24 protein-coding genes and 2 pseudogenes are annotated in these 20941 nt (G+C 41.1%); 18 read left to right on the top strand and 8 right to left on the bottom strand.

Annotated elements, in window-relative coordinates; translation table 11 throughout:
• The first annotated feature begins 286 nt into the window (after positions 1 to 286).
• From JCM10519_RS28730 to JCM10519_RS10465, 18 genes and pseudogenes are all read left to right on the top strand, one after another.
• Entirely contained in the window at positions 287 to 784 is a 498-nt protein-coding gene (locus JCM10519_RS28730; RefSeq protein WP_347843808.1) for an ectonucleotide pyrophosphatase/phosphodiesterase, read from the top strand.
• A gap of 74 nt (positions 785 to 858) precedes the next feature.
• Positions 859 to 1590, top strand: coding sequence for an alkaline phosphatase family protein (locus JCM10519_RS28725; protein ID WP_347843807.1), 732 nt, complete (start codon positions 859 to 861; stop codon positions 1588 to 1590).
• A gap of 259 nt (positions 1591 to 1849) precedes the next feature.
• Positions 1850 to 2260, top strand: coding sequence for a peptide deformylase (locus tag JCM10519_RS10535; RefSeq protein ID WP_054739062.1), 411 nt, complete (start codon positions 1850 to 1852; stop codon positions 2258 to 2260).
• 98 nt (positions 2261 to 2358) lie between these two features.
• Positions 2359 to 2814, top strand: coding sequence for a peroxiredoxin (locus tag JCM10519_RS10530; RefSeq protein WP_347843806.1), 456 nt, complete (start codon positions 2359 to 2361; stop codon positions 2812 to 2814).
• A gap of 3 nt (positions 2815 to 2817) precedes the next feature.
• Positions 2818 to 3474, top strand: a complete 657-nt coding sequence (gene yaaA, locus JCM10519_RS10525; RefSeq protein ID WP_347843805.1) for a peroxide stress protein YaaA — start codon at positions 2818 to 2820, stop codon at positions 3472 to 3474.
• Positions 3475 to 4065: 591 nt separating this feature from the next.
• Complete coding sequence (locus JCM10519_RS10515; protein WP_054739059.1) at positions 4066 to 4491, top strand: hypothetical protein; 426 nt, start codon at positions 4066 to 4068, stop codon at positions 4489 to 4491.
• Between the two features lie 581 nt (positions 4492 to 5072).
• Entirely contained in the window at positions 5073 to 6734 is a 1662-nt protein-coding gene (locus JCM10519_RS10510; RefSeq protein ID WP_347843804.1) for an ATP-binding cassette domain-containing protein, read from the top strand.
• A gap of 149 nt (positions 6735 to 6883) precedes the next feature.
• Complete coding sequence (locus tag JCM10519_RS10505) at positions 6884 to 7264, top strand: CGGC domain-containing protein (protein ID WP_054739057.1); 381 nt, start codon at positions 6884 to 6886, stop codon at positions 7262 to 7264.
• A gap of 830 nt (positions 7265 to 8094) precedes the next feature.
• Positions 8095 to 8793, top strand: coding sequence for a phosphate ABC transporter ATP-binding protein PstB (gene pstB / locus JCM10519_RS10500; RefSeq protein WP_347843803.1), 699 nt, complete (start codon positions 8095 to 8097; stop codon positions 8791 to 8793).
• An 83-nt stretch (positions 8794 to 8876) separates the two neighbouring features.
• Positions 8877 to 9755: a phosphate ABC transporter substrate-binding protein gene (locus JCM10519_RS10495; RefSeq protein WP_347843851.1), complete on the top strand. Its 879-nt coding sequence runs from the start codon at positions 8877 to 8879 to the stop codon at positions 9753 to 9755.
• The gene (gene pstC, locus JCM10519_RS10490; protein ID WP_054739053.1) at positions 9752 to 10597 is read left to right on the top strand and encodes a phosphate ABC transporter permease subunit PstC; all 846 of its coding nucleotides are present in this window, start codon (positions 9752 to 9754) and stop codon (positions 10595 to 10597) included. Before JCM10519_RS10495 ends, pstC begins: the two co-directional genes overlap by 4 nt.
• Positions 10563 to 11108 (top strand): ABC transporter permease subunit, encoded by a 546-nt coding sequence (locus JCM10519_RS28720; protein ID WP_347843802.1) that lies wholly within the window; start codon positions 10563 to 10565, stop codon positions 11106 to 11108. The genes pstC and JCM10519_RS28720 overlap by 35 nt, the downstream gene beginning before the upstream one ends.
• Before the next feature lie 8 nt (positions 11109 to 11116).
• A complete protein-coding gene (locus tag JCM10519_RS28715) occupies positions 11117 to 11440 on the top strand; it encodes an ABC transporter permease subunit (protein ID WP_347843801.1) in 324 nt (107 codons plus the stop codon).
• A gap of 186 nt (positions 11441 to 11626) precedes the next feature.
• Positions 11627 to 12211 carry a phosphate ABC transporter ATP-binding protein gene (locus JCM10519_RS10480; protein WP_347843800.1) on the top strand — a complete coding sequence of 195 codons (585 nt, stop codon included), beginning with the start codon at positions 11627 to 11629 and terminating at the stop codon, positions 12209 to 12211.
• Positions 12212 to 12256: 45 nt separating this feature from the next.
• Positions 12257 to 12805 (top strand): phosphate signaling complex protein PhoU, encoded by a 549-nt coding sequence (gene phoU, locus JCM10519_RS10475; RefSeq protein ID WP_347843799.1) that lies wholly within the window; start codon positions 12257 to 12259, stop codon positions 12803 to 12805.
• Positions 12750 to 12911, top strand: a complete 162-nt coding sequence (locus JCM10519_RS28710) for a PhoU domain-containing protein (RefSeq protein ID WP_347843798.1) — start codon at positions 12750 to 12752, stop codon at positions 12909 to 12911. Before phoU ends, JCM10519_RS28710 begins: the two co-directional genes overlap by 56 nt.
• Positions 12912 to 13532: 621 nt before the next feature.
• Entirely contained in the window at positions 13533 to 13832 is a 300-nt protein-coding gene (locus JCM10519_RS10470; RefSeq protein WP_054739051.1) for an MGMT family protein, read from the top strand.
• Positions 13833 to 14257: 425 nt separating this feature from the next.
• Positions 14258 to 15163 (top strand): annotated as a pseudogene (locus JCM10519_RS10465) (DUF4261 domain-containing protein).
• A 95-nt stretch (positions 15164 to 15258) separates the two neighbouring features.
• Here the strand turns inward: JCM10519_RS10465 and JCM10519_RS28705 are convergent.
• The 8 genes and pseudogenes from JCM10519_RS28705 to fixA form a co-directional block, all read right to left on the bottom strand.
• The gene (locus tag JCM10519_RS28705; protein WP_347843797.1) at positions 15259 to 15429 is read right to left on the bottom strand and encodes a hypothetical protein; all 171 of its coding nucleotides are present in this window, start codon (positions 15427 to 15429) and stop codon (positions 15259 to 15261) included.
• 315 nt (positions 15430 to 15744) lie between these two features.
• Complete coding sequence (locus JCM10519_RS10455; RefSeq protein WP_347843850.1) at positions 15745 to 16587, bottom strand: electron transfer flavoprotein subunit alpha/FixB family protein; 843 nt, start codon at positions 16585 to 16587, stop codon at positions 15745 to 15747.
• The gene (locus JCM10519_RS28700) at positions 16491 to 16748 is read right to left on the bottom strand and encodes a hypothetical protein (protein ID WP_347843796.1); all 258 of its coding nucleotides are present in this window, start codon (positions 16746 to 16748) and stop codon (positions 16491 to 16493) included. The genes JCM10519_RS10455 and JCM10519_RS28700 overlap by 97 nt, the downstream gene beginning before the upstream one ends.
• Positions 16749 to 16761: 13 nt before the next feature.
• A pseudogene (locus JCM10519_RS10450) lies at positions 16762 to 17566 on the bottom strand (electron transfer flavoprotein subunit beta/FixA family protein).
• Between the two features lie 14 nt (positions 17567 to 17580).
• Positions 17581 to 19101, bottom strand: coding sequence for an AMP-binding protein (locus JCM10519_RS10445; protein ID WP_347843795.1), 1521 nt, complete (start codon positions 19099 to 19101; stop codon positions 17581 to 17583).
• A gap of 77 nt (positions 19102 to 19178) precedes the next feature.
• Entirely contained in the window at positions 19179 to 19550 is a 372-nt protein-coding gene (locus JCM10519_RS28695; RefSeq protein WP_347843794.1) for an FAD-binding protein, read from the bottom strand.
• Complete coding sequence (locus tag JCM10519_RS28690) at positions 19519 to 20106, bottom strand: hypothetical protein (protein WP_347843793.1); 588 nt, start codon at positions 20104 to 20106, stop codon at positions 19519 to 19521. The genes JCM10519_RS28695 and JCM10519_RS28690 overlap by 32 nt, the downstream gene beginning before the upstream one ends.
• A gap of 29 nt (positions 20107 to 20135) precedes the next feature.
• The gene (gene fixA / locus JCM10519_RS10435; protein ID WP_054739047.1) at positions 20136 to 20897 is read right to left on the bottom strand and encodes a putative electron transfer flavoprotein FixA; all 762 of its coding nucleotides are present in this window, start codon (positions 20895 to 20897) and stop codon (positions 20136 to 20138) included.
• Positions 20898 to 20941: the final 44 nt, after the last annotated feature.

Below are 20941 nucleotides of genomic sequence, written 5' to 3'. Positions count from 1 at the left end.
GGACGAAATTTGTTGATGGATGCAGGGTGAATGTCAGCAGAACAGGCAGAAATCAATGCTGAAACACAATTTGAAAATATACCCTAACGACAAGGGAGACCAGATGATGCGGTCATCCGAATTACACACTCAACACATGTTGAAGCGGTGACAATGATGATGCGTTGTAGTTTTGACAAGAAAAACAGGGGATAGACAACAAAATATTGTGGTTTTTGACGGATTAGTGATTTTCTGAAACTTCCTAAAGAACAAAAATAAGATGAAAGATGATGGAGCTGAAAAAATGAGCAAAGGAAAAGCAAAGCATTTGGTAGTGATCTCCTATGATGCATTTTCTGAAGATAACTGGGAAAAAGCAAGTCGGCTTCCCAACCTTTCCCGATTAATAAAAAGCGGAGCGTTCAGTACAAAATTAAAAAGCGTCTATCCGACTCTTACCTATGTAGTGCATACCACTATGGTGACCGGCGTTTATCCGGATAAGCATGGAATCTATCATAATACCCCTCTCCAGCCTTTCATTGATGAAGAAGAACAGGCGTGGTTCTGGTTTAAAAAGGATATCAAGGCACCTGCTGTGTATGATGCTTTGAGAAATTGTGAAATGAAATCAGCCGGAATCCTGTGGCCTGTTACCGGAAAGGCCTCCATTCGCTATAATCTTCCGGAGATAAAGGCAATCGGACGTGAGAATCAATCTCTTAAGATCTTAAAAAAATGGAAGTCCATTTTTTGCATGGGGCTTGAGAAAAAAATATGGAAAATCAAGAAAGGGGATTGAACAGCCTTACCTGGATGACTTTACAGCCATGTGCGGAAAAGACACCATTCTAAGCAAAAAAACCAGAACTTCTGATGATGCACTTCATTGAACTGGACGATGCGAAGCATCATTATGGGACAGACAGTCCTGAGATTGACAAGGTTCTGATCCGGATGGATGAAAGAATCGGTAGGATTATGGAGGCAGTTCGGGAGGCCGGCATTTTTGAGGAAACGGTTTTTCTGGTGTTGGGAGATCATGGGCAGAAAAATGTAAGGTACAAGGTGAAGCTGAATCATTTGTTAAAAGAAGAAGGCCTTATTTATGAAGAAAAAGGGGAAATGCTTTGGAGAGCCTATATACAGTCTACAGGAGGGTCTGCCTATTTGCACCTGAAGGAAAATGACGAGGATGCGAAGCAGCGTGTACTACAGATTCTTCTAAAAGCGGTAGAAGAGAAGAACTTAGGTATTGAGAGGATCTATACCAGAGAAGAACTGGAACGTTTTCATGCGTTCCCAGTTTCGGGGTATATGCTGGAAGCAAAGACTGGATACTGTTTTGATGACAGCCTTACCGGGTCCCTTGTGACTGACTTGGAGAAAGAGAATAGAAAGTATGCAACTCATGGGTATTCACCAGAGAAACCAGAGTATCGATGTGGCTTTGTAGTATCAGGAAATTGTATTAAGAAAGAATACCAGTTGGGAGAAATCCAGATGGTAGATATAGCTCCTACGATTGCAGCAATTCTCGGCATTGATTTCGGTCCTTGTGACGGCAGAGTGTTGGATGAGATATTCAGAATTAATACGAAAGCGTAAAACTGGGAAGAAGTATGGCTTTTCAGCATTATTTTTACTTACCCAAGGCATGTGGAGGTAATAACTCTGTTGCAGAAAGCCTGAGGCAGAAGGACAGAAAAGTTATACCAATCTGACATATGAAAACGGATAAGTAAATAATACAGTAAATAAAGATAGGCATTAGCGTAATTGTACCGTAGGGTAAATATACGTTAATGTCTTGGGGGTAGAATGCTCTGAAATACAACTATCTTGAGAAAATGAAAGAAGGTTTGTAATGATTAGATCAGTAATGAAGGATGTCGTTTTTCTGAATCAGAAGTCAGAACCGGCAACGGAAGCGGACAAGCAGGTGGTTCGGGATTTGCTTGATACTTTAAAAGCGAATGAAGTAGGTTGTGTAGGACTGGCGGCTAACATGATTGGTGTCAAGAAGAGAATAATAGCAGTGAGTATGGGTTTTGCTAATATTGCTATGATTAATCCGGTGATTGTGAAGAAGTCTGGTGCGTACGAGACGGAGGAAGGCTGTCTTTCTTTGATTGGAGTTCGCAAGACCACCAGATATATGGATATCGAGGTAGAGTTTCAGGATATTAATTTCAATAAACAGTGCCAGAAGTATTCCGGATGGATTGCACAGATTATACAACATGAAATCGACCACTGCGATGGCATAGTGATATAGAAGTATAGGCATTGATGGAAGTTGTAATAGTGAAATGAATACTAAAAAGGCGGAATAGAAGGATTTTATGCTTAACATAAGAACCAGGAGGTAAGATCATGGTACAGGTAGGAACAAAAGCACCAGCATTTTCATTGCCGGATCAGAATGGATTGATGCACACGTTGGAGGAGTACAAGGGTAGTAAGGTTATTTTATATTTCTATCCAAAGGACAATACTCCGGGCTGCACCAAGCAGGCTTGCAACTTTGGAGCGTTGTATCCGCAGTTTCAGGAAAAGGGAGCTGTGGTTCTTGGGGTGAGTAAAGACAGTGTTGCATCTCATAAAAAAAATTCGAGGAAAAGTATGGACTACCATTTACATTGCTTTCTGATACGGAACTTACCTGTATTCAGGCATATGATGTCTGGCAGGAAAAAAATGAATTATGGTAAGGTTAGCAAGGGAGTGGTTCGAACCACATATCTCATCGATGAAGATGGAGTAATGGTAAAAGCCTTTGACAAAGTGAAGGCAGAGGAGAATCCGGCACAAATGCTGGCGCAATTTTAGGATATGAAGATAATAATTTCTCCGGCAAAGAAGATGATTGAGGATACGGATTCCATTGAGGTTACCGGAGTGCCCGGATTTATTAATGATGCTATAATATTGATGCATGAAATGAAGTCCTTGTCCTTATCAGAGGGAAAAGCATTATGGAAATGCAATGATAAATTGGCAGAATTAAACTATAAGCGCTACAAAGATATGGATTTGATGCGTAGACTGACACCGGCAGTAATAGCATATGAGGGCTTGCAGTATCAGCATATGGCTCCGAAAGTGCTTACAACTAGGGCACTTTCGTACCTGTCAGATCATTTGCGGATTTTGTCAGGCTTTTATGGAGTACTCAAGCCCTTTGATGGGGTAACGCCATATCGACTAGAAATGCAGGCAAAGCTATCCGTGAATGATTGTAAAGATTTATATGATTTCTGGGGAGACCGGTTGTATCATAGTCTAGTGGACGATGACAGAATTATCCTTAACTTGGCTTCCAAGGAATACTCACAATGCATCGAGAAATATATCACACCGAAGGATCGATTTATTACGATTGAGTTTGGTCAGCTAGTGGAAGGGAAAGTGAAGCAAAAGGGAACAGTATCTAAGATGCTCGCGGTGATATGGTGCGGTTCATGGCGGAGAATAATATTTCTGATCTGAATGGTCTCAAGGATTTTCAGGAGCTAGGATTTACTTATTGCAAGGAGCTTTCCAGCAACTCAAAATACGTATTCATAATGTGAGGCTAGAGGTTGTCATGAGAACATACCTGTTTGGGCTTCATTGGCACCCAATGATAATATACATTTTGGTAAAATGCTTTTGAACAATGGGCTGAGTCATTATTGTGTGACGAGTATTTTATAAATGAAGATATGTTGGCTGACCCTTTGGATACCTATGGTAGTTGTGTGGTTTCTGCTGGTACCAATATGCATTATATTCAAGAATAGCTTAACCGAGCTTTAGGGTATTGCCCTGATATGCAAATTATGATTGAAGGTCTTAAGCAGTCTTTACTTTGAAAGATGTTTTTTTGTTGCGGACTTTTCCGGTGCAAATCTTACAAAAACAGTATTTGATAAATGTAATCTGAAGATATGTGATTTTAGTTATTGCGATCTTAATGATTTGACATTTAAAAATAATTGTCTTGATGCGGCAGAATTCAAGTTTGTGTAATTTAATGATCTTACTTTTAAAGATAACTCAGCTTATGGATGTGATTTCACAAAAGATTTATTGGAAGCTATGCAGTTTACTAATTATCTCGGCCATGATGCTCCTTTTGAACTTCTCAAAGCAGTAAATGACTTGTCCATTGTTAATACAGATGATAAATCAAAAACAAACTGGATATCTTGGGATGATGAGCCCGGTACATATATTTGGAAATTAGAAAGACAAAATGAAACAATAAACATTAACATATACGAATCACAAACAATTCCCAAGGGTAGAAAACATCTTGAGAAAGAAGAAACATATCGTATCGATTTTGAAACAAATGGCGAATTTCTTGAGTTTGTAAAAGAAGTTGCAGCCTCCTTTGAAAAAGCTAAGAAACTGGATGATGAAAGCAAGTATTATGAAAGAGAATGGCGGCACAAGTTTTCAGATGCAGAGTTATATAAAATGAGATTGTTTATTCATACAATCAGGCAGAATAGAAGCTAATTCTATTTTTCTGCTGATTGATCAGTGAAGATTTTTGGAGGTAATATCCTGCCGCAAAGGGGTTAACAGATACATACGGCATCATTATTGCACACTCAAGGCATACAGAAGTTGTAGTCCTACTGCAACGGACGAAGAAATAGAAAAATGAATATCTGATATATAAAAAGCGTGGAGGTTTGAACAGCCTTCATGTTTTTTTATATTTTTATTAGGGAAAGGAAAAGCATATAAAAAATGTCATGTGATTACCAGCTATAGCTTTGAGAATCCTGAATAGCCGATTATTACAGCATATCTTGACGTCATACCAAAACGCCGATATAATAAGGTGATAAAAATGACAATGCAACAACTAAATAATCTTGTTTAATTAATAGTAGGCGGGTTAAAGTGGGATTTTGGCACGAAGTATTAAAAAACGGTTGCATCACATTGTGAAGTTTGTGTCAAATTATATCGTAAATAAATACCATAGGAGGTAATCATGATTAAGGTTCAAAACTTGTCCTACTCATATCCGCAAAAGGATTTATATAAAAAAAGTTTCATTTACAATAGAAGATAATGTACATTGTGCATTGATTGGTACCAACGGTACAGGAAAGAGTACGTTACTCGATTTACTAATGCACTCCGAAGAGTATCTGTACGATGGGAAAATAATAATTGACAATACAGACAGAATCGGATATGTCAGTCAATTTTCGCAATTAGATCCAAAAGAAGATATGACCGTGTTTCAGTATATCAGCGATGAATTTGTAAAGCATGAGCAGAGAATATTTGACTTTTGTAAGGAGATGGAGACTGCTGTAGACCTGGAAAAAATCTTCGAGGAATATCAAAAAGAGTTAGATGAATGGAATGCGATTGATGGAGAGTCTCACGAAATCAATATTAAGAAGCAATTAAAACTAGCTGATCTGCAAAAATTAGAAGAACAGAAAATCAGTAGTCTGAGTGGTGGAGAATTTAAGCTGGTTCAGGTAATCAAAGAGATGATGCTGAGCCTCAGGTTTCTTATTATGGATGAACCGGATGTGTTTTTGGATTTTAATCATCTAAATGCATTAAGAAATCTGATCAATGCCCACAAGGGAACACTTCTTATTATCACACATAACCGGTATTTGTTAAATCATTGCTTTAACAAGATACTTCACATGGAAAATATGGATATTCAGGAATTTGATGGAACCTATACAGAATATAATTATGAACTTCTGGCTACAAAGATTGATTTAGAAGAAGCAGCAGCTGCAGACCAAGCTGAGATTGACCGTCAAAGTAAAATCTTACAAAAATCCAGAGTGAGAGCGACGGAAATGGACAACCCATCCCTTGGAAGAGCCGTACACGCAAGACAGACCTTGGTGGACCGGCTGAAAGCAAGAAAAACAAAGGCACCTTTCGTGGATATCAAACAGCCGGAGATTTATTTTGGACTGGAAGACGAAGTGACAGATGAAAATATTCTGGAATTGACGGATTACAGCGTTGCATTTGATGAGCAGCTTTTAGAACATGTAGATTTTGAAATGAAGTCTGCAGAGCATGTAGCTATTGTGGGGAGTAATGGAACAGGAAAAACAACAATGCTATGTGAAATCTTTGAAAATAAGAAAGACACGATCAGGATTAGTGAAGGAGCAAAGGTTAGCATGTTTTCCCAGATTACCGGCTCATTATATGACGATACGAAAACGTTGCTTGAAATCTTTGAAGAAAAAGGTTTTGGTATAAAAAATGATATAGAGAACTATTTGAACAAATATGGTTTTGAAGGAGAGACGCTTAGCCAGAAAGTGAGTGAATTATCTGGTGGAGAAAAGGATTTGTTTCAATTAGCAGTGCTCTCATTAGAAAAAGCCAACTTTCTGCTGTTAGATGAACCGACGGGGCATTTGGATGTTTATGCGCAGATTGCATTAGAGCAGGCGATTTCAGAGTACAAAGGTGCAATTCTTATGGTGTCTCATGATTATTATACGGTGGCCAATTGTATGGACTATGTACTTTTGGTAGAAAACAACACTGTGCGCAGAATGAGCATCCGCAAATTTCGACAGATGATTTATGCCAATCATTTTGACAAAGACTATCTGCTGCTGGAGCAAAAGAAGAAAGAGACAGAAACCAGAATTCAACAGTTGCTTCGAACAAATGAATTTGAAAAGGCAAAGGTTCTGATGGAGTCATTAGAAGAAATTATTAAAAAAATGAAAATATCAATGACATAATTTCCATAAGTTTCATTATACAGTATAGAACGGTTGTCCCAGCCCATATGGAGATGGTTGTACTTCTTTCCCATAAATAAGCAGACATACATTTATTAAAAAGATAGATATAATAAATATTTAAAATTGTATACAATGGAGAGACACACTTGAAAAAAATAGGCATATATGTTTGCGGAAACATTTCGAAAAAGTGTACGGCAAATGGATGTATGAGAGCACTTAATGAAAATAAAGATTCTTTTAGCATCTATGATGAATCAGATTATAAGCTGGTAGCATTTAACAACTGCGCTGGATGTGATGAGGCACCGATGGAAAGTCTTTTAATTAAAATTGAAAAATTCAAAAAGGCAGATGTTGATACGATTCATCTGTCCTCATGCATTAGAAGTAAATGCGGGCATTATCAAGAGTTTGTGGATGCATTATCCAAAGACTTTGATATTATAGGATATACCCATGGATCTGCTGAAGGAAAAAAGAACAATAATATTAATAAGAAAAAGTTGATCAAAGTAAAACAATAATATTCATGTTGAAGTCCTTGACACTCCCTCATGCTTTCGCTTATGGGAAATCAAGGCATGAAAGCCCCTGTGTGGCTTTCATGCCCCATTCCATCTTGAAAAAGAAAAGCCCCCGGCGGCAACGGCATTTGAAACGGCAATTGCACTTGAAGCAGCAACGCCTACAGAATGTATAACACACTACACTCTGCTTCATAAAGTCGTGTGCCAAAAGGGGCGCTGCCTCCTTTGGATTCCCCCACAACAAAACAGCGGTATGCACTTTATCAGGTGCATACCGCTGTTTGTTGTCAGCAATCCATTTCACGGTCTGCGCCTAGTTCCTTGTAAACGAACCTGAATACAGTATAAATAAACAAAAATTTGGGAATTTGAACAGTATAAATATGAAAATATATTTGGAATTACGGACAAGATAGTTATAAAGGACAAGATGTGATTATATTCGAAGAATTGTTTTCAAGAATGCTTTGAAATTCTTATTGAAGAATATCGGTAACATATGATTCCCGCAGGGAGGGTTTTATATTACCTTACCTGCTGGTCTTTCCAGAAGTGAAATATTTTACACAAATTTTACCTATACTTAACATAGATAATGCTTTAATTATCTTTAATTATTGTATAATTAATAATTGTTGTGAAAAAGAAAATAGAAATTTAAAATATTATAAAGGATAAGAACTTCTTAATTAAAGTTTTAATAAGGAGTCGATTAGCGAGGGTGACGAATGGATGATCAAATGTTAAAATCTGGGCAAAAGCCAAGATAAAGACAGACGCGGTAAACCTTTTTTTATGGCAACTTCCAAGCGCTGAGGAATGTTACAATGGATATAGCGGAATGTGCTATAACAGCCATAATTGGGCCGTCGGGATGCGGTAAATCTTCTCTTCTGCGTCTTTTTAATCGTATGAATGACCCGATACCAGGAGTTAGGGTAGAGGGGGAAATTTTGCTTGATGGTGTTTCTATCTATGATAAAAATATGGATGTTGTTGCACTGAAAAAAAGAGTTGGTATGGTTTTTCAAAAACCTAATCCCTTTCCCATGTCTGTGTATGATAATATGGCTTTTGGCCCAAGGCATCATGGAATAAAGCAAAGAGCTCGTCTTGACGAGATTGTGGAGAGGAACTTGAACCAGGTGGCTTTATGGGACGAAGTTAAGGACAAACTGAAAGAATCTGCTTTTGATCTTTCTCCGGGCCAGCAGCAGCGTCTATGTATTGCCCGTGCACTGGCTGTGGAGCCTGAGGTTTTATTAATGGATGAATCCTGCAGTGCTCTTGATCCGGAATCTACAATGCAGGTTGAGGGGTTAATGGAGGAACTGGCTCAAAAATATACGATCATTATTGTAACTCATAGTATGGAACAAGCGGCAAGGGTTTCTCATATGACTGCGTTTATGATGATGGATCATGATAGAGCGGGGACCTTGGTCGAATACGCTCCAACAGCAGAAATTTTTGCGAATCCTAAGGATAAACGTACCGAGGACTATATTACAGGTCGGTTCGGATAAAAATTTTTAAAATGTGAACTTGCAGTTCGTTAATATATTCTGAGAAATGGAGGAAATCAAGCATTGGAGTTTTATCATAGTTGATGATTTTGGTGTTTGATTTTTGTGAGAGACATGAGGAAAAAGATTGTAACGTGCAAATTATTAAGACGAATAAAAGGTTCTGTCAGCGTAGTGATATTGATCCTTTCTATGGGTGTGCTGACTGGCTGCAGCCAAGCATCTGGCCCAGCCACGATTGTTGCGGCTCAACTTCCGTACAACCCTATGCTGAGATTCTGGCAGAAGAGTACATGGCTTTAAATCCAGACGCTGTAATCGATATCCAGGGTGGAGGATCTTCGGCCGGCATTACGGCAACCAAGACACACAGTGCTGATATTGGAATGTCCTCCCGTTCATTGAACGATGAGGAAAAGAATCTGTGGAATGTAGAAATTGCCAAGGATGGATTGGTATTAATAGTGAACCCTAAGAATCCGATACAAGACCTTACTTCAGATCAGATTCGCGATATTTACGCAGCTACGATTACCGACTGGAGTCAATTGGGAGGCTCAAAGTCAAAAATCAATATCATAGCGCGTGAAGAGGGATCAGGTACAAGAAGTGCTTTTGCGGAGCTGTTGATGGGTGAAAAAGAGATAACCCCGAAAGCTATCGTCCAGGACTCCAATGGGGCGGTACGCCAATTGGTTGCGGATGATCCCAATGCCATAGGATTTATTTCTTTGGGTTTGGTTACGGATGAAGTGAAAGCTTTACATTTAGATGGCATCGAAGCGACACGAGAAAATATAATGAATGGCAGCTACAGACTGTCCAGGCAGTTTTTATTTGTCACCGACGGGGAGCCGACCGGGTTAAATAGAGAATTCATAGATTTTACCCTTTCTTCAGAAGGGCAAAGATTACTGAGCAATGAGGGACTTATTCCATCAGCAGAGGGGGCAGGAAAATGAAAAGTTTTAAAGAAAAATTATCTGAGCGTGTGTTTCTTCTGATTGCTCTTTCGACTTTATCGGTGCTGGCGCTTATCACTGTGTTTATATTTATAAAAGGTATCCCTATTATTGCCAAGGTTGGTATAATAAACTTTGTTTTTGGGATGAAATGGGCTCCCAGCCAAGGTGCCTATGGCATTTTCCCGATGATAGTGGGATCTGTATCGGTCACTTTAGGGGCAGCAATCCTGGGAGTTCCCATTGCCATTTGCTGCAGTATTTTTTTGGCTGAGTTTGCTCCTGCAAAACTTAGAAACATATTCAGACCCGCCATTCAGCTGCTGGCTGCCATACCTTCCGTGGTATATGGGTTCTGGGGAGTATTGTTCGTTGTACCAATGATACGTAATTACCTAGGAGGGCCGGGCTTAAGCATATTGGCCGGTTCCATCATTTTGGGTATTATGATCCTGCCAACGATCATCAGCATCACCGAAGTATCCCTCCTTGCTCTGCCGCGCCATTATAAGGATGGGGCGCTTGCATTAGGGTTGACACAATGGCAGACAATACGTTCCCTGCTGTTACCTGCGGCCAAATCGGGTATTGTTGCTGCCGTAATTTTAGGTTTAGGCAGGGCAATTGGTGAGACTATGGCGGTAATTATGGTTCTGGGTAATGCTGTCGCACTTCCTGAATCGGTTCTTGACCCTGTCAGGACACTGACTACGAATATCGGTATTGAAATGGGATATGCATCTGGCGAACACCAGCAGGCGCTTTTCGCCACTGGTATTGTATTGTTTGTTATTATCATGATTTTAAATGCTTCTGCCCAATACATCACACGAAAGAGGTGAGGTCACTATGAGTATTAACGCAAAAACTTCTGAAAAGATAGCAAAATTTTTAATTTGGACAGCTGCTCTTCTTGTTATTGCAATTCTTTTTTCTATCATTATCCATATATTAGTCAAGGGCATACCTATGCTCAGCTGGCAGTTTTTAACGGATATTCCGCGGGATATGGGCCGTTCTGGGGGTATTTCTTCTTCCATTGTCGGTACTCTGATTGTGACTGCAGTAGCCGTTATTGTAGCAACACCATTTGGAATTGGAACAGCCATATATCTTACGGAGTACACACGTGAGAGCAGAGTCACCCGCATTATCCGCTTCAGTGCCGAGTCTCTGGCAGGGATACCATCCATTGTATATGGACTTTTTGGTTTTATCTTCTTTGTCATATACTTAAAAATGGGCTGGTCAATTTTGTCCGGCGGATTAACCATGGCTATCATGATTCTGCCTACTATCATACGTACATCAGAAGAGGCGATTCGTACTGTGCCACAGCTATACCGGAGGTAGGCTTCTCTTTGGGACTCACAAAGTGGCAGGTAATAACCAGGACAGTACTCCCATCAGCACTCCCTGGTATAGTTAATGGAGTAATTTTGAGCATAGGGAGATGTGTAGCAGAGACAGCGGCTGTTATTTTAACAGCCGGATCAGCATTGCGTATGCCTACATCACTTTTCTCCCCAACTCGAACGATGGCAGTACATTTTTATATACTGGCGAGGGAGGGAATATCCATGGATAACGCTTATGGAACAGCAGCGCTCTTGATTATTCTTATTCTTCTGCTTAATGTTGGTTTCAATATGCTGGTCAATAGATTCATAGCTAAAGGCCGTTAAGAGGTGAAAAATGACACAGAAATCAAAAATAGAAATAAAAGGATTAAACTTCTATTATCAACAAAAGCAGGTTATTAAAGAACTGAACCTGGAGATACCTGAAAATCGGATTATGGCTGTTTTTGGTCCGGCTAACAGTGTATAACAACACTGCTTCGCACATTAAACCGTCTGAGTGACTTGACTGTGGGAGCCCGTCGGGAGGGTGAGATACTTTTAGACGGGAAAAACATCTTTGACCCGGACGTTAATGTGACAGAACTGCGCCGCAGGGTAGGGATGGTCTTTGATGTACCAACACCTCTGCCTATGTCCATCTTTGACAATGTGGCATTAGGCCCCCGTATGGGTGGAGCGAAAACCAAGGCGGATGTGGCAGAGGAAGTAGAAAAGGCTCTGCGTATGTCTGCCCTCTGGGATGATGTCAAAGACAGGCTGGATACTCCTGCAGCCAGATTATCCGGTGGTCAGCAGCAGCGCTTGTGCATTGCCAGGGTTTTGGCTCTTGAACCGGAGGTTATTTTGCTGGACAGACCCTGTTCCGCTCTTGACCCAATATCAACGGCCAAAATTGAGGAATCCTTAATACAGCTTAAGGAGCAATACACCATTATCATTGCACCGCATACGGTTCAGCAGGCTGGGCGTATCGCTGACCGGGTAGCATTCATGTTAATGGGAGATCTAATTGAACAAGGTTACACCCAAGAGGTTTTTTCATTCCCCAAGGATAATCGAACCAACGATTACCTTACCGGAAGATTTGGTTAAAATTCCGTATATTCTATTATTTTTTTGTAAAAGGAGATGAGCATATTGGTTAGAGAACGTTTTACACAGAAGATACTTGAGGTTAAACAAAAGGTATTAAAAATGGGAGCACTGGTTGAGAATATTATTGACACGGCAGTGACTGCTTTAAAGACACAAGATCTTGAGCTTGCAAGGAATGTTCTGAAGAAAGATGACGAAATAGATCAGTTAGAACTTGAAATTGAAAAGGAATGTATGATGCTTCTTGCCCTTCAGCAGCCTCTCGCCAAGGATTTAAGGACAATTGCATCGGTTCTGAAAATCATAACAGATCTTGAAAGAATGGGAGATAATGCAGTAAACATTGCAGAGGTAATACTTGAGATTGGCGAAGAACCTATTATGAATTCCCTAAAAGATATTCCAAGGATGGCAGAAATTGCTCAGAAAATGTTAAAAATGAGTCTTGATGCCTTTGTAAATGAGGATATTGCCCTTGCACAAAAGGCAGCTGAGAGGGACGAAGATGTTGACAGGCTCTATGAAACCGTTATAAATGAAATTCTTAACATTATCACAGAAAAAAAGGGAACTTACAAAACAAGGTACTAAACTTCTGTTCTTAGGACGGTATCTTGAGAGGATCGCCGACCATTCTACCAATATATGTGAAAGAACCATATACATGATTACAGGTGAGTTAAAGGAAATAAATTAGAGGCATGCCTCTAATTTATTTCCTTTTTATATTATGAGAGTCCGGAGTATTATTATGTATGCAGCCGTAATCGAATGATCCTGGTCATCAGAAATGCAGCAACAAGATATGTGTAGGTATGCATTTTATTAACTGGAAAGATATGATATAATTATTTTATTCAATCAGTTTTAGATAAAATAAGTCGGTGGATGTTTCCTATGCACTTTGATACGTGTTTTTAGATACTCTGTGACTCGGTTAATCCAAAGGTGGAGAGTGCCGGCAATATAAATGCAGTTTATAGGTCATATTCATGAAATTGAAACAGAGAAAATAAAATAGGCAGGATATTTCAGGAGAGACTGAAAGCGCTGATTGTTCCTGGCCGTTCTCCGAAAGATTTCTGATTGGAAAGGAACATGCAAATGAATGGAGTGACGGGCATGACCATGTGTATACCAAGGCGGTATACTATAATCCAGATGATCATAAGCGCAAAGGTCGATGAAATCATCAGGCCGAGTCCAAAATTTCGGTCCAGCTGCGGTCATATCGAGCATAGCAATCCGTACATTGGCTGTAACAGAGCTCTATGATGAATTAATATATTTAAAGGTTTAATAAGGAGATTTGTTCCATATGACACAGTTTACTGAGGAAGTTCTTGTAATAATAAGGGGAATACCATATGGGAGAGTTATGAGCTATGGACAGGTTGCAAGACTTGCAGGAAATGCCAGAGGAGCGAGGCAGGTAGTCAGGATACTTCATTCTATGTCTGAGAAGTACAATCTCCCATGGCACCGGATAATTAACTCCAAAGGCAAAATATCAATCACGGATAAAAGACATGCAGCGATTCAAAGAGAACTTCTTAGATCGGAAGGAGTAGAAGTATCTGAGGACGGATGCATAGATTTTTCTACATATGGAATATGAGATCAATGCTGCCGCAGCTCTTGGCGGCACCTAACCCGATGCCATATTCATACCGCTATTAAAAAAAGCAAATTAGCTTTTTAAACTGATCGGTTTATATTGTATTTTAAAGGAAAAGGGTACCTGTTGTGTTAAAAGGTTTCATAACATATTATCCAGATAAACTCGTATAGCTATTGTTTGTTCATGAATAAAATAATAGCCAGTATACTTAATGCTGTTAGCGATTCAAATAATTTGTACTATGAAATAGTTGGATAACTGGACTTGTGTCTACGCTATTGACACAAGTCCAGAAGATGTGGCTTTGCAAAATGGTGAAACAATCGCCTTCACCGAAGAGCAGAAGCTTCTAATCACCCGTGGCATTGCATGGAAGGATTTGTGTAAAAAATTATGTGTGAAAAATAGAGGGAGGAAGCATCATGGGCATTTTGGATAAGTTTAAGAAGAAAGAAAACAATTCTTTGAAACAGGATTTAAGGCAAAAGGAGCAGCCTGGCTCTGTTTTCTCATGCGCCTGCTAATGAAGGATAAATGTAAGATGCCATCCCAAGAAAAGATGACTGCTGTCATAGAAAAGCATCTGGGAGAAGTGGATTGTTTTTGCCACGACACAAAGGTGGCTGGATTTGCGCCAAAGAAATACAAGGTGGAGTTTAAAGACGGGAGTATGCCGCCCCAGCTGATGGTCATGGAATGCATTAAAGCGGAAGGATATCAGATAGATGATATCACAAAAAGCCAGATGTGGGATTGTGAAAACAGCGCCGAGATCCTGTCTGAATGCAATTATCAGGTAGTTGCAACCGATATGCTTGCGGGAGCCATGACGGATTATAAAGACAGGGCGGATATGATGATGGACTTTATGGAGGCACTTGTTGAACTATATCCGGAATGTGTTGCCGTACAGTTTCAGACCTCTGGGAAAATGTTTTCGAGAGAAAAAAATCTTAAACCATCAGATTCCACGGGAAGACCGATTTATCTATTTTGCGGTCAATGTCCGTTTCTTCAACATTGAGAACACGGAGGATATGATGGTGGATACACTTGGCATGAGCACGCTCTACTTGCCCGACTTACAATATCATTTTCACGGAATGGATCCAAACTGGGTGGTCAATCATGCTTATAATCTACTGAGCTATATGTACACGAACTATGCGCCCATCAAAAGTGGTGAAACGGTAGATGGAATAGTAGACGGACACATGGAACGAACTGTGCAGTGGAAATGCCAGTATGAAAGTGCTTTGATCCAGCCGGCCAGAGAGGTACTTGACATATGTATGAATGAATATGCTTCAGGGGGCAGGGAGCAATAGAGACATTTATTTTCTACTTAGCTTTAATTGGGAAACAAACCTCCGTAATCATTTCTTTGGGTTGATTTTCTGTTTTGGGTGAGATGTGGTATATATTAAATATATTCCCCTTTAAAAGTCAAGGAAGCTACTTTTATAGGTTGAATCTCTTTAAAGCGAATGTCTTCAAAATTTTTATGTATTTCTGAAATCCATGTTTCCTCTGCGCTGCTTCTTACTAAATCTTTTAATTCGTTGCGGATTAATTCATAAATTAACCGAATCAAATAAATCCCCCACTTCAAATGCGAAAACAGTAAGTGGGGGACTTGCTTGTGTCAGGGTGGTCTTAAATCGATTTTGAGGCTTAAAAACAGGGGGAAAGGTGCTGTTTTTGAGCCTCAAAAAAATAGCAAAAAATCAGATAACATTAGGATGTTTATTATATTTCTGCATTTCTTTTTATACAAAATTTGTCAGGGATTACTTTTAACATTACATCTTGATAAATATTTTTGGCTTATCTAAATGATATTGGCTCACAACTCCTTCACTGCATGAAATTGATCTGCCTTTTCTATGATAATTTGTTAAAAATAAAATTATGCCTTTGCCTTACGGATTTCTTCTGTGAGCACAGGAAGAACCTCAAATAAATCTCCAACAATGCCATAATCAGCAACGCCAAAGATAGGTGCATCAGGGTCTTTGTTGATGGCAATTACGACATCAGAGCTGCTCATTCCGGCAAGATGCTGAATTGCGCCTGAGATACCACAAGCAATATAAAGTTTGGGACCAACTGTTTTTCCGGTCTGTCCAACCTGATGTGGGTGAGAAATCCAGCCTGCATCAACTGCTGCACGGGAAGAACCAACTGTTGCACCGAGAACTTCGGCAAGCGCTTTAATTGGAGCAAACCCTTCCGGTCCTTTCGCACCGCGTCCGCCGGATACAATAATCTGTGCACCTTCTAAATCGATTGTTTCTGAATCCATTTCTTTGATCAGTTCAAGAATCTGTGTACGGATATCAGATTTGGGGATATGGATATTTTCCCGGATAATTTCGGCATGAGAAATTGCCTCGTCGGGCGTTTTAAACACACCGGGCCGCACTGTGCCAAGCTGAGGACGGTGATCCGGACACATGATCGTGGCCATTAAGTTACCGCCAAATGCCGGACGTGTCCATGCAATGTTTCCGGTTTGTTCATCAATATCCAATGAAGTACAGTCTGCGGTCAGACCGGTTTTTAAACGGCATGCAATACGTGGACCGAGATCACGTCCATTGTTTGTCGCTCCAATCAGCATACTGGTCGGACCATACTTTTTCACTAATTGCTCTATAACAGCGGTGTATGCATCCGTAGAGTAATCCTGATATTCTTCTCCCTCGACCACAATGATTTTATCGGCACCGTGTGAAGATACGGCTTCAATAGCCGGGTTGACATGATTGCCAATAATGATGGCAGTAAGCTGCCGCCCTGTTTTCCGGCCATGTCTTTACCTGGATTTAAGAGTTCAAGACCGACTTTTTTTGCGGAACCATCCTCTTTTGTTTCAATAAATACCCAAAGATCTTTGCTTTTGACTTCCATGAATGTTTCCTCCTTAAATGATACCAGCGTCGCTCATAAGTGAGAACAGCTTTTTTGCTGCATCTGCGCCGGATTCTTCTTCAATTTTGACACCGCCGCTTTTTCTGGGCGGTACGAAAGTTTTCTTGACTTTTGTAGGAGAACCCTTTAAGCCGGTACGCTCCAGATTGATGTCAGGAAGATCTGCTGCTGTGATATTTGGAATCTCAGCTTTGTTTGCCGCCATTTTACGCTTAATGGTAGGATGTCTTGGATCCCAGGAAGGCTTTGTATACGTGACGACGCAGGGAAGGGTAGAAGCAATAATCTGAATGCCTTCCTCGGCTTCCTTTTTAACTTTGATCCGGTCGCCGCTAAGTTCTGCTTCCAGGGCATAAGTAATCTGGGAATAGCCAAGATGCTCCGCGATTTCAGGACCTACCTGCGCAGTATCGCCATCGATTGCCTGCTTGCCGCAGAAGATAAGATCAAAGGTTCCTTCAGTTTCTTCAATTTTTTTAATGGCCTGGGAAAGAATGTAGCTTGTGGCAAGGGTATCGGAACCGCCGAAGACACGGTCGGTTACCAGATAGGCGGAGTCAGCGGCAATGGACAGACATTCTTTCAGTGCATTCTTTGCCTGCTCCGGTCCCATGGAAAGAACGGTGATTTTGGTGTCCGGATTGGCATCTTTTATTCGCGCAGCCGCCTCTAAGGCGTACCCGTCAAATGGGTTAACGATGGATGGCACCCCTTCGCGGATCAGTGTATTTTTTTACGGGATCAATTTTGATCTCGGTAGTATCGGGTACTTGTTTTACGCATACAAGTATATTCATGGTCATTCCTCCTGTTATTGTTTGTCTGCTGTTGGCAGCTCTCTTTTCTTTATTTTACCTGTGGCAGTGCGGGGGAAATCCTTTACGAATGCCACAAATTCGGGGACTTTAAAGCAGGCAAGGCGGCTTTCGCAATAAGCGATGATTTCATTCGCTGTCAATGCGGCGCCATCTGCCAGCTTCACGAACGCTTTTACTGCCTGATTCCGGATGGGATCAGGCACCCCGATCACAGCGGCATCCTCAATCAGAGGGTGTGAGGTGAGTACACATTCAACCTCCGCACAGCTGATATTTTCACCGGAACGTTTAATCATATCTCCGCAGCGGCCAAGGAAGAAGAGCCAGCCATCATTGTCTAAATACCCCCAATCCCCGGAATGAAGCCAGTTGTCTTTATCAATGAGACGCCTGGTAGCCTCTTCATCCTTAAAGTATCCGGGTATGATGGAACGTCCGGGGATGCCATGTACGCAAATTTCACCTTCCGAACCGGCGGGGAGTGTATTGCCGTTCTGGTCTACGATTTTTATTTCATAGGAGATGGCTGGGCGGCCAACGGAGGGCCAACGCTGGTCTCCATACAGTGGAACGCAGGTTACGGCGGAAACTGTTTCTGTCATGCCATAGGAGTTTAGCAGCCGTACATGGAAACGTTCCTCAAAAGCTTCTTTTTCCTCCGTTCTTAAACCCATGGAAAAGTAGATTTCCTTTAGATGATGGTCCTTTTCCCAGGGCTGTACGGGTTGCAGCAGCATAGTCCGGTTCATGATGGACATGGTATCTGTATAGTTTGCTTTATGGTCACAAATCTGACGCCAGAATCGGCGTGCGCTATAATGCTCTACCATAACAAGAGTTGCACCGGCGCAGATAACGGGAGCCGCAGCCATTTCCTGAAAATCCATATGATAACATGGCATAGAAGTTAAAAAGATGTCTCCTGTGCGCATGCCTATTTGTGCACAGTGGAATAGCCCGCCATAAATGACATTGCAGTGGGTGTAAAGTGCGCCTTTCGGATGTTTTGTGGTGCCGGAAGTAAATAGTATGACAGCGGTTTCTTCGGCAGAGACGGAAACTTGCGCATTTAATGAAACCGGCTGAAGTGCCATTTCTTTTTCCAGCAGATGAACGCGGGAATCTTCACTGAAACCATCTGTTAAAATAAGGGTGTCAAGTTTCAGCTCGTTATAGTGCTCTGTGTATATATTCAAACAGCATGGTTCTGTAATCACACGGGAAATATCACCTTTTTGAAGTATGTACCTGCATTCATCAATTTGAAAATGTTCATTAATCGGGACGGATACAGCTCCGATTTGGGCCAGAGCCAGCCAGCAGATCAAATACTCAGGTTTATTGTGAAGATGAAGGGCGACTAATTCCTGCTTATGAATGCCCAAAGCTAAAAAAACATTAGCAGCCTGTTTTACCTTCAAATCAAATTCATGATAGGTAAAGCAGCTTACCTCGTCATTGACAGAAATATACTTTAAAAAAAGTGTTGCCTCCGTAATAAGAAACTGTTTCATTCCATTGGCTTTGTACCGTTTTACTACCTACCATATCTGCGACCATAGTGACACTCCTTGCGTTTGTCAAATGTTATTTAAGAAAGTTTTTCAATTAATGCCGGAACAATTTTGTACATGTCCCCCACAAGTCCAAAATCTGCATTCTTAAAGATCGGTGCAGCCTTGTCCTTGTTGATGGCAATGATGACCTTTGATTTATTGATGCCGCCAATGTGCTGCACCTGTCCGGACAAACCTAAGGTCACGATTAAGTCTGGCTTGACCTGTACACCGGTAATGCCCATGTAGCACGCTTTTGGCATCCATTTATTATTTTCGGCTATAGGACGGGAACAACCAACCTCTGCATCAAGTAATTTAGCCAGCTTGCGGCACATATCCAGATCTTCTTCTGCAGCCAGTCCGCGGCCTATATCAACAATACGTTTTGCAGCTGCCAGATTCACGGCGCCTTCCTTTTTTTTCATTGCGGGAGATACGCCGGATGGAACCTTCCGGTGCACCTTCAATGGCCCTTATATCTGTGGTTTCACCTCCATCAGGCGTCACATCGAAAATACCTCCTGCGATGGTAACGATGCCATAAGGCTTTGTAAATACCTCTTTGCGCTGTGCGGTTCCGCCATATACCATGCGGCTGCAGATGAATTTATCTTCTTCCATGGAAAGATCATTGGCACCGCTGATGACAGCGGTATCTAAATATACGGAAATTTTTCCGGCTAACAGGCGTCCGCGTATGCTGTTGTTTACCATCACAATGGCATTTGGAACTGCCTTTATTTCGGCAGCGATGGCAGATGCGTAATCCTCCGGTGCATCTTCTCCTGCAGCAGGGCAGAAAATGATTTTGTCTGCCGAGCAGTTTGCAGCAGCCTTTGCAGCAGCCTCATCGCCGAAAACAATTGCAGTAACACTGTCAGCCAGAGTTTTTGCTCCGCAGCAGAACTCGGGAAGCACAGAGTAATTATCACTTATAATAAAAATAGATGGAATAGCCATATCAATTATCCTCCTTTACCAGATTAATTTTAGAAACCTTCTTTCTTTAAGAACTGAAATAGTGCGCTGACTGCTTCTTCACCATCTCCCTCAATAATCTCCTGACGGCGGTCCTGCCCGGCAGGAGCCAGCTGTTCTAATGTCTGGGTCGACGCATCTGTTTTTGCTTCAATAATCAACTCATTTACAGGCTTTTTGCCAGCTTTCATAATATCACGCATACTCGGTACGGCCGGGATATTGATTTCTGAAGAAACGGATAATACTGCTGGAAGGGAAATTTCCAATGTCTCCACCTCGTCCTCTAAGGTGCGTTCCGCTTCAAGCATGGTCTCTGATAATACTTTGATACCGGTGACATTGTTCATAACAGGAATACCAAGCAAAGTGCCGGCCTGGATGCCGACTTCCTGGGCATATAGATCACTGGAACCTGCGCCGCATATTACAACATCGTATTCCATGAGTTTTAATGCTCCGGCGATTGTCTTGGCAGTCTGCAGAGAATCAAACGATTCATTGGAGTCATCCTGTACAAGGCTTAATTCGTCTGCACCTCTGGATAAAATATCTTTTCGTATTTTTGAATTTGTTAAAGATGCTGCCGGACCAACGCTGAGTGCAGTCAAAGTTCCCTTTGTTTCTGACGCTAACTGCTTTCCGGTTTCAAGGGCATTCAAATCATACTGGCTGATTTTTAAGGAAGCGCCAGTCATGGACAATTCGCGAGTTGGAAGGATGCTGATTTCTTCTTCATTTGGAACAATTTTACAACATGCAATTATTTTCATAGTAATTACCCATCTGTCCTTTCTTTACATTGTAGTTTATTTTG

The organism is Clostridium sp. NkU-1 (assembly GCA_001312405.1).
Note: the sequence above shows the minus strand (reverse complement) of the source record. Positions and strands in the feature narration are given on the sequence as shown.

Coding starts and splice junctions, on each gene's coding strand:
- JCM10519_RS10515 (WP_054739059.1), top strand. CDS start 4,066: ATGCAGTTTACTAATTATCTCGGCCATGATGCTCCTTTTGAACTTCTC.
- JCM10519_RS28725 (WP_347843807.1), top strand. CDS start 859: ATGATGCACTTCATTGAACTGGACGATGCGAAGCATCATTATGGGACA.
- fixA (WP_054739047.1), bottom strand. CDS start 20,897: ATGAAAATAATTGCATGTTGTAAAATTGTTCCAAATGAAGAAGAAATC.
- JCM10519_RS28700 (WP_347843796.1), bottom strand. CDS start 16,748: ATGGAAGTCAAAAGCAAAGATCTTTGGGTATTTATTGAAACAAAAGAG.
- JCM10519_RS10535 (WP_054739062.1), top strand. CDS start 1,850: ATGATTAGATCAGTAATGAAGGATGTCGTTTTTCTGAATCAGAAGTCA.
- JCM10519_RS28690 (WP_347843793.1), bottom strand. CDS start 20,106: ATGGCTATTCCATCTATTTTTATTATAAGTGATAATTACTCTGTGCTT.
- pstC (WP_054739053.1), top strand. CDS start 9,752: ATGAAAAGTTTTAAAGAAAAATTATCTGAGCGTGTGTTTCTTCTGATT.
- JCM10519_RS10530 (WP_347843806.1), top strand. CDS start 2,359: ATGGTACAGGTAGGAACAAAAGCACCAGCATTTTCATTGCCGGATCAG.
- JCM10519_RS10445 (WP_347843795.1), bottom strand. CDS start 19,101: ATGAAACAGTTTCTTATTACGGAGGCAACACTTTTTTTAAAGTATATT.
- JCM10519_RS10470 (WP_054739051.1), top strand. CDS start 13,533: ATGACACAGTTTACTGAGGAAGTTCTTGTAATAATAAGGGGAATACCA.
- JCM10519_RS28730 (WP_347843808.1), top strand. CDS start 287: ATGAGCAAAGGAAAAGCAAAGCATTTGGTAGTGATCTCCTATGATGCA.
- pstB (WP_347843803.1), top strand. CDS start 8,095: ATGGATATAGCGGAATGTGCTATAACAGCCATAATTGGGCCGTCGGGA.
- JCM10519_RS28720 (WP_347843802.1), top strand. CDS start 10,563: ATGCTTCTGCCCAATACATCACACGAAAGAGGTGAGGTCACTATGAGT.
- JCM10519_RS10495 (WP_347843851.1), top strand. CDS start 8,877: ATGATTTTGGTGTTTGATTTTTGTGAGAGACATGAGGAAAAAGATTGT.
- JCM10519_RS28710 (WP_347843798.1), top strand. CDS start 12,750: ATGAAATTCTTAACATTATCACAGAAAAAAAGGGAACTTACAAAACAA.
- yaaA (WP_347843805.1), top strand. CDS start 2,818: ATGAAGATAATAATTTCTCCGGCAAAGAAGATGATTGAGGATACGGAT.